Annotated in this window: 7 protein-coding genes and 1 pseudogene; 2 read left to right on the forward strand and 6 right to left on the reverse strand. The window is 45.5% G+C overall.

Features of this window, described 5'->3' with window-relative positions; translation table 11 throughout:
* From AC4E7D_RS09925 to AC4E7D_RS09940, 4 genes and pseudogenes are all read right to left on the reverse strand, one after another.
* A pseudogene (locus tag AC4E7D_RS09925) lies at positions 1-270 on the reverse strand (acyl-ACP--UDP-N-acetylglucosamine O-acyltransferase); the annotation flags it as partial.
* Position 271: 1 nt separating this feature from the next.
* Positions 272-1,660, reverse strand: coding sequence for a bifunctional UDP-3-O-[3-hydroxymyristoyl] N-acetylglucosamine deacetylase/3-hydroxyacyl-ACP dehydratase (locus AC4E7D_RS09930; RefSeq protein WP_490173643.1), 1,389 nt, complete (start codon positions 1,658-1,660; stop codon positions 272-274).
* 8 nt (positions 1,661-1,668) lie between these two features.
* Positions 1,669-2,691, reverse strand: a complete 1,023-nt coding sequence (lpxD, locus tag AC4E7D_RS09935; protein WP_490173644.1) for a UDP-3-O-(3-hydroxymyristoyl)glucosamine N-acyltransferase — start codon at positions 2,689-2,691, stop codon at positions 1,669-1,671.
* A 45-nt stretch (positions 2,692-2,736) separates the two neighbouring features.
* Complete coding sequence (locus tag AC4E7D_RS09940; protein WP_490173645.1) at positions 2,737-3,969, reverse strand: HD domain-containing protein; 1,233 nt, start codon at positions 3,967-3,969, stop codon at positions 2,737-2,739.
* Positions 3,970-4,098: 129 nt separating this feature from the next.
* Between AC4E7D_RS09940 and porX the strand changes: the two genes are divergently transcribed.
* On the forward strand, positions 4,099-5,643 hold the full coding sequence (gene porX, locus AC4E7D_RS09945) for a T9SS response regulator signal transducer PorX (protein WP_490173646.1): 1,545 nt from the start codon (positions 4,099-4,101) through the stop codon (positions 5,641-5,643).
* Between the two features lie 4 nt (positions 5,644-5,647).
* Here porX and AC4E7D_RS09950 read toward each other — a convergent pair whose 3' ends face one another.
* A complete protein-coding gene (locus AC4E7D_RS09950; protein WP_490173647.1) occupies positions 5,648-5,920 on the reverse strand; it encodes an HTH domain-containing protein in 273 nt (90 codons plus the stop codon).
* 159 nt (positions 5,921-6,079) lie between these two features.
* Between AC4E7D_RS09950 and AC4E7D_RS09955 the strand changes: the two genes are divergently transcribed.
* A complete protein-coding gene (locus AC4E7D_RS09955; RefSeq protein ID WP_490173648.1) occupies positions 6,080-6,460 on the forward strand; it encodes a hypothetical protein in 381 nt (126 codons plus the stop codon).
* A 3-nt stretch (positions 6,461-6,463) separates the two neighbouring features.
* Here the strand turns inward: AC4E7D_RS09955 and AC4E7D_RS09960 are convergent.
* Positions 6,464-6,724 (reverse strand): hypothetical protein (locus tag AC4E7D_RS09960; protein ID WP_490173649.1); only part of this gene is annotated, 261 nt, incomplete at its 5' end.

Consider the following 6,724-nt stretch of genomic DNA (forward strand, 5'->3'; position numbering starts at 1 on the left):
AGCGCATTCGCGAACTGTGGTATTGTCGCCGATATGCACAGTGGTATCCTCCCCATTGTACTTAAGGTCCTGAGGTGGGGCACTGATAATCGCACCCGGAAAAATATTGCAGTTTTTACCAATCCGGGCCCCCTCCATAATGGTAACATTGGATCCGATCCAGGTACCCTCTCCTATGATTACGTTGTTGTGGATTGTAGTAAAGGGCTCTACCACAACATTCTTGGCAATCTTAGCACCAGGGTGTATATACGCCAGCGGCTGATTCATACTAACTCTTTTTTGCGATTTGTGCCATCATTTCCGCCTCACAAACCAATTTGTTGTTGGCATACGCATAGGCCTGCATATGGCAGATCCCCCTTCTAATCGGAGAAATCAGGCTACAATGAAAAATTAAGGTGTCACCGGGAAGCACTTTTTGCTTGAACTTCACATTATCGATCTTCATGAAAAAAGTGAGGTAATTCTCCGGGTCAGGTACCGTACTCAGCACCAGGATTCCCCCGGTTTGCGCCATGGCTTCGATCTGGAGTACCCCGGGCATGACGGGAGCCCCTGGAAAATGGCCTACGAAAAATGGTTCGTTCATTGAAACATTCTTCATACCCACTACATATTGATCTGTTAATTCCAGTATCCGGTCTATTAACAGGAAAGGTGGCCGGTGGGGTAACATGGCCATGATCTGGTTGATATCCATCAATGGTGGTTCGTTCAGATCATAGTGAGGCACCTTATTCCTCTTTTCAAGTTTAATGATCTTGGAGAGCTTTTTAGCAAACTGTGTATTGACGTAGTGGCCGGGTTTGTTGGCAATGACCTTACCCCGGATACGCGACCCCGTCAGGGCAAGATCTCCGATAACATCCAGCAGTTTGTGCCTGGCTGCCTCATTGGGCTGGTGGAGCGTAAGATTGTCCAGAATCCCATTGGGTTTTACGGAGAGCTTCTTTTTGTTAAACGCTTTCTCCAGCTTTTTCATCGTCTCAGGAGAAATTTCCTTATCGACATAAACAATGGCATTGTTTAAATCCCCTCCCTTGATCAGGCCGTTTTCGAGCAACATTTCCAGTTCATGCAGAAAACTAAAGGTCCGTGCGTCTGCTATTTCCGTTTTGAATTCTGATATGTGCTCCAAAGTAGCATTCTGGGTACCCAGTACCTTGGTGCCGAAATCCACCATGGTAGTCACCTGATATTCCTCAGCGGGAATAACGGTTATCTCACTTCCGGTGGCATCATCACGAAAACTGATCACATCCTTAACCACGTAGTCCTCTCGTTCCGCTTCCTGCTCAACAATACCCGCCTCTTCTATGGCTTCTACGAAGAATTTGGAGGATCCATCCATAATCGGAGGCTCTGAGGAATCGAGCTCGATCATGACGTTATCGACCTCCATCCCCACCAATGCCGCCAGGACGTGCTCCGAGGTCTGTATCTTTACCCCTCGCTTTTCAAGATTCGTCCCACGCTGGGTGTTGATCACAAAATTGGCGTCGGCTTCAATTATCGGTTCCCCTTCCAAATCAACCCGCTTAAATGCGTATCCATGATTTACAGGAGCGGGAACAAACTTCATAGTAACGTTCTCCCCGGTATGTAAGCCCACCCCTTGCAGGGTGACTTCCTTTGCTATTGTTCTTTGTTTTGCCATACTGAAAATCAGGAATCTTTCCCTTTCATTCGTTTATCAATTTCGCTCACTATCTTAGGTAAATTCTTGAAATGCACATAGGACTTGTTGTAGTCATTATAATTCAGTGCGGGGGATCCCTGAAGGGTTTCATCATCCTTTACATTTCTGGTGATCCCTGATTGGGCCTGTATCTTTACACGGTCACCAATAGTTATATGACCAACGATGCCCACCTGTCCGCCTATCATGCAGTTCTTGCCGATCTTGGTTGAGCCTGCTATCCCCGTCTGTGCTGCAATAGCGGTATGCTCACCTATCTCGACATTATGTGCGATTTGTATCTGGTTGTCTAGTTTTACACCTTTTCGCAGGATGGTACTACCCAGGGTAGCCCGGTCTATGGTGGTCCCAGCCCCTACATCCACATTGTCCTCAAGGATCACGTTTCCGGTCTGGGGTACTTTGGTGTATTCCCCATTTTGATTGGGTGTAAAACCAAAGCCGTCAGCCCCGATTATTGCCCCGCTGTGGATCACGCAATTGTTCCCAATCACGGATTCTGAATAGATCTTGGCTCCAGCAAAGACCATCACATTGTCCCCAATCTTAACGTTGTCCCCTACATACACATTGGGATAGATCTTGGCATTTTCCCCGATTTGCACATTATTGCCCAAATAGGAAAAGGCACCCAGGTAAAAATCCGAACCATATTTTGCGGTTTCAGAGATATATACCGGGGATTCCACTCCCGTTTTATTGTTTTTCACCTGGTTGTAATACTCCAGTAACTTGGAAAAGGATTTGTAAGCATCATCCACCTTGATCAGGGTAGTAGACAATTCTTGTTCAGGTTCAAAATCCTTGTTGACTATGGTAATGGAAGCTTCGGTGCTATAAATAAAAGGAGTGTATTTAGGATTGGCCAGAAAGGTAAGGGACCCCTCCTGCCCTTCTTCTATTTTAGCCAGCTTGTGTACGGCTATTTCGGGGTCTCCAATAACAACTCCTTCGAGTATACCTGCAATCTGACTGGCCGTGAATTTCAAAATTTCCTGTTTATCCTAAAAATCGTGGCACAAAAGTAAGAAAATTTAGGTTACGCACTCTTTTGGGTAGCAGATATAGTACTTCTCCACAGTTTCGAAATGTGCGACCAAATTCAAATGGTCAGAGGCTTCCACCACATCCACAACCTCGCCGTTTTTTCTCAGGATGTGTATCCCCTGATCCTCCTGGTTGTAGGCACGGTTTTGTATGGCTCCGCGGAAAACGAAATACCCCGTATCGGCCATAGATATCCCCAGTAATTCCTTCAACTGTTCCCTGTATTGCTGTTCTGTTTCCTTTGAAAACGGATCGCTTTCTATTTTGATCTTTAACAGCCTGCGGGTAAGCAGCATTTTACACAACCTGGCCAGGGCTTCATCTTCATGGGATTGCCAGGTCTTGATCGCGGCCAGGATATCTGTATCATCCAACTGTGCAAAATGCTCCAGGTCCTCCGGAGTGAAAGTGCCGGGGCGAAAATCCCCCTGCAGGAAGTGTAGCAGGGCCTTGCTGCCTTCAAGGATCTGTCCGGACTGTACCAACTCCTTCGCTTTCATAAATATGCGTATCAGCAGCTGTTCGGCCACAATGCCCGTCTTGTGCAGATACACCTGCCAATACATAAAACGCCGGGCCATCAGGAATTTCTCTATAGAATATATTCCCTTTTCCTCTACGACCAGCTTGTCGTCTACCACATTCAACATGCTGATCATGCGTTCTGCACTGATATTCCCTTCGGCAACCCCAGTATAAAAACTGTCCCTTTTCAGATAGTCCAGCCGGTCCATATCGAGCTGACTGGAAACCAGCTGGTTCATAAAGGTCCGGGGATAGGTGCCTTTGAAAATTTCTATGGCCAGCGTTAAACTTCCGTTAAACTTATCGTTCAGCGCATGCATAAAATGCAGGGACAATTTCTCATGATCAAGGCCTTCAGCGATTCCCCTTTCCATGGCGTGTGAAAACGGTCCGTGGCCAATATCGTGCAGCAAGATCGCACAAAGCAGCCCTTCCTCTTCCTCCGGGGAGATCTCAACTCCCTTAAAACGAAGTATTTGCAAAGCTTGCTGCATCAGGTGCATACTGCCCAGTGCGTGGTGAAAACGGGTGTGGTGGGCGCCGGGGTACACCAGGTAAGAAAGGCCCATTTGTGAAATATGCCTGAGCCGTTGAAAGTAAGGATGCTCAATCAGTCGAAAGACAAGAGCATTTGGAATTCTAATAAATCCGTAAATTGGATCGTTAAAGATTGTGAGCTTACTGGATGCTGACAAGATACCCGAAATTTAGTAGCACTTAACTGAATTCAAAGGTATTGAATTGCTTCGAATAATAGAGGAAGCCACAGCACCCTCTTATCCCGGTGAAGCCATCATTTAATTAATTGTAACAGGATCAAAGAGATGAGAAAGATTTCCATATTGTGGGTAGATGATGAGATCGACCTGTTAAAGCCGCACATGCTGTTCTTGAAGGACAGGGATTATGAGGTAAAGACCTGTCAGAGTGGTCAGGATGCCCTGGAGGAAATCAGGGATAACCGTTTTGATATCGTCTTCCTCGACGAGAATATGCCGGGACTTTCGGGTCTGGAAACCCTTAATGAAATAAAGGCCATTGATGCCTCTTTGCCGGTGGTGATGATCACCAAGAGCGAGGAAGAGTATCTTATGGAAGAGGCCATTGGTTCGAAGATAGCCGACTATCTTATAAAACCTGTAAATCCCAACCAGATCCTGCTTTCCCTTAAAAAGAATTTGGATCACTCCCGACTGGTTTCAGAAAAAACCACTGCGAACTATCAGCAGGAATTCCGGAAAATCGCCATGGATCTGGCCATGGTCAACACCTGGGAAGAGTGGTCAGATCTATACCGCAAGCTGATATACTGGGAACTGCAGCTGGAAGAAATTGAAGATTCGGGGATGTTTGAGATCCTGGAATCCCAAAAGGTCGAAGCCAATAACCAATTCGGGAAATTTATTGAAAAACGCTACGAAAACTGGTTTTCAGATGAAGATGGGCCCGTAATGTCCCATACCCTGTTCAAAAAACTGGTAAAACCGCAGTTGGGGGAACAACCCGTTTTATGGGTGGTCATAGACAACCTGAGGTACGATCAGTGGTGTGCCTTTGAAGATGTCTTGAATCCCTTTTACAAAAAGACCAGTGAAACCCCCTATTTCAGTATCCTGCCCACAGCGACTCAATATGCCAGGAACGCCATTTTCTCGGGCCTCATGCCATTGGATATGGAAAAAAAGTATCCGAAATGGTGGAAAAATGACACTGATGAAGGCGGCAAGAACCTTTTCGAGGCAGAATTCCTGAGGGAACAGCTCAGCCGACAGGGGCTTTCTTTAAAATGGGAATACCACAAAATCAGCAGCCTGAAACAAGGGCGTACGTTATGCCAGAATTTTCGTTCACAAAAAAACAACGACCTAACCGTTATCGTTTACAATTTTGTGGACATGCTCTCCCATTCCAAAACGGAAATGGAGGTGATCAAAGAACTGGCTTCGAATGATAAGGCCTACCGCTCGCTTACCCAGAGCTGGTTTAAAAATTCCCCTTTGCTGGAAATAATACAACAGGCACAGGGCATAGGTATGAAATTGATCATTACCACAGATCACGGGACCATCAACGTAAAACAGCCTTCAAAGGTTATCGGGGATCGCGAAACCAGCCTTAATCTAAGGTACAAGACCGGACGCAGCCTCAGCTATGAGGAAAAAGACGTGTTTGAGGCAAAGCAGCCGGCGCGACTGCACCTGCCCAATATTACGGTGAGCAGTTCCTTCATCTTTGCCAAAAACGACCTCTTTTTTGCCTACCCCAACAATTACAACCACTACGTCTCCTACTACCGTAATACCTACCAGCACGGCGGGGTATCCCTGGAGGAAATGGTGATTCCGTTTGTGGTATTGGAGCCCAGGTAATGTACTATCCCGCGTAGATTTGGGTCCGGCCATGCTGATTTCCTACAGCAACAGAAATATTGACTTCAAACTGGAAATCAGATAGGTAGTAATAAGTACGTCGACCACGGTCATACCGTACCTCCGCACCGTAATCGCGCAATTGCTCGATAAGGCAGTAAATGAGTCGCTCGCTAACATAGAGCCGATTGGCCAACTGTTTGGGTGATCCGGTACATTCCTGTTCGATTAGGTTGTGTAGTTCATTCAGGCGGCGAAGGTTTTTAATTGTTTTCATAATCCCATATTTAAATTAAACAAAGCATGTGGGGTATGGGAGGGATTAACACTATAACAAGTATATAGATTATTTTCTATATTTACAAATAGCAAGAGTATTTTTTCTCTATTGTGTGAATATTTCTTATTTTTGAATGCAAATAACCCCTGTGTTTAGATGATAAAAACAATTGACCGTTTAATGCAGTTCATACAACACGCTGGCCTCAGTGCCCGGCAGTTTGACTTGTCTATTGGTGCCGCAAACGGTTACACCTTGCGAATGAAAAAGAACAGGGCTTCTATTGGAAGTGATGTGATTGAAAATATTGTACGCACCTATCCGCAGTTAAATGTTTCCTGGTTGATCACAGGAGAAGGGGAAATGCTAAAATCAAAAGGGCCTATCGAACCCATTGAATTTGATGAACTGCCGATTGAAAAACAAAAGGAAATTGAGGAGATCATTGAGAAGAAGATCCGGGAACGACATGAGGCCGAACTCAAAAGCCTGTTAGAGGAGGTTACCCAGGAAATAAAACGTCGGCAGGACAACTAATCTCTATACGATCTTCGCTCGCAATTCCTCTTGCAGCTTCCGTAATTCGTCCATTTCCAGATCGCCGGCATTTCGTTTAATCAGTTTAGCCATGATCTGTGCATATCGCTTTTTGTATTCGGATAGACCTGTGCGCTCTTCACTGATCTTCTGGATGAGGTCGTCAATTTCCGCGGTTATTTGATCATAGGTATCGAGACTTAGATAATGTTGTTTGACTAAACGAGACAAGACCAATACAAGAAGGACAGACATTAAAACAAG

It is taken from the genome of Lentiprolixibacter sp., assembly GCF_982873095.1.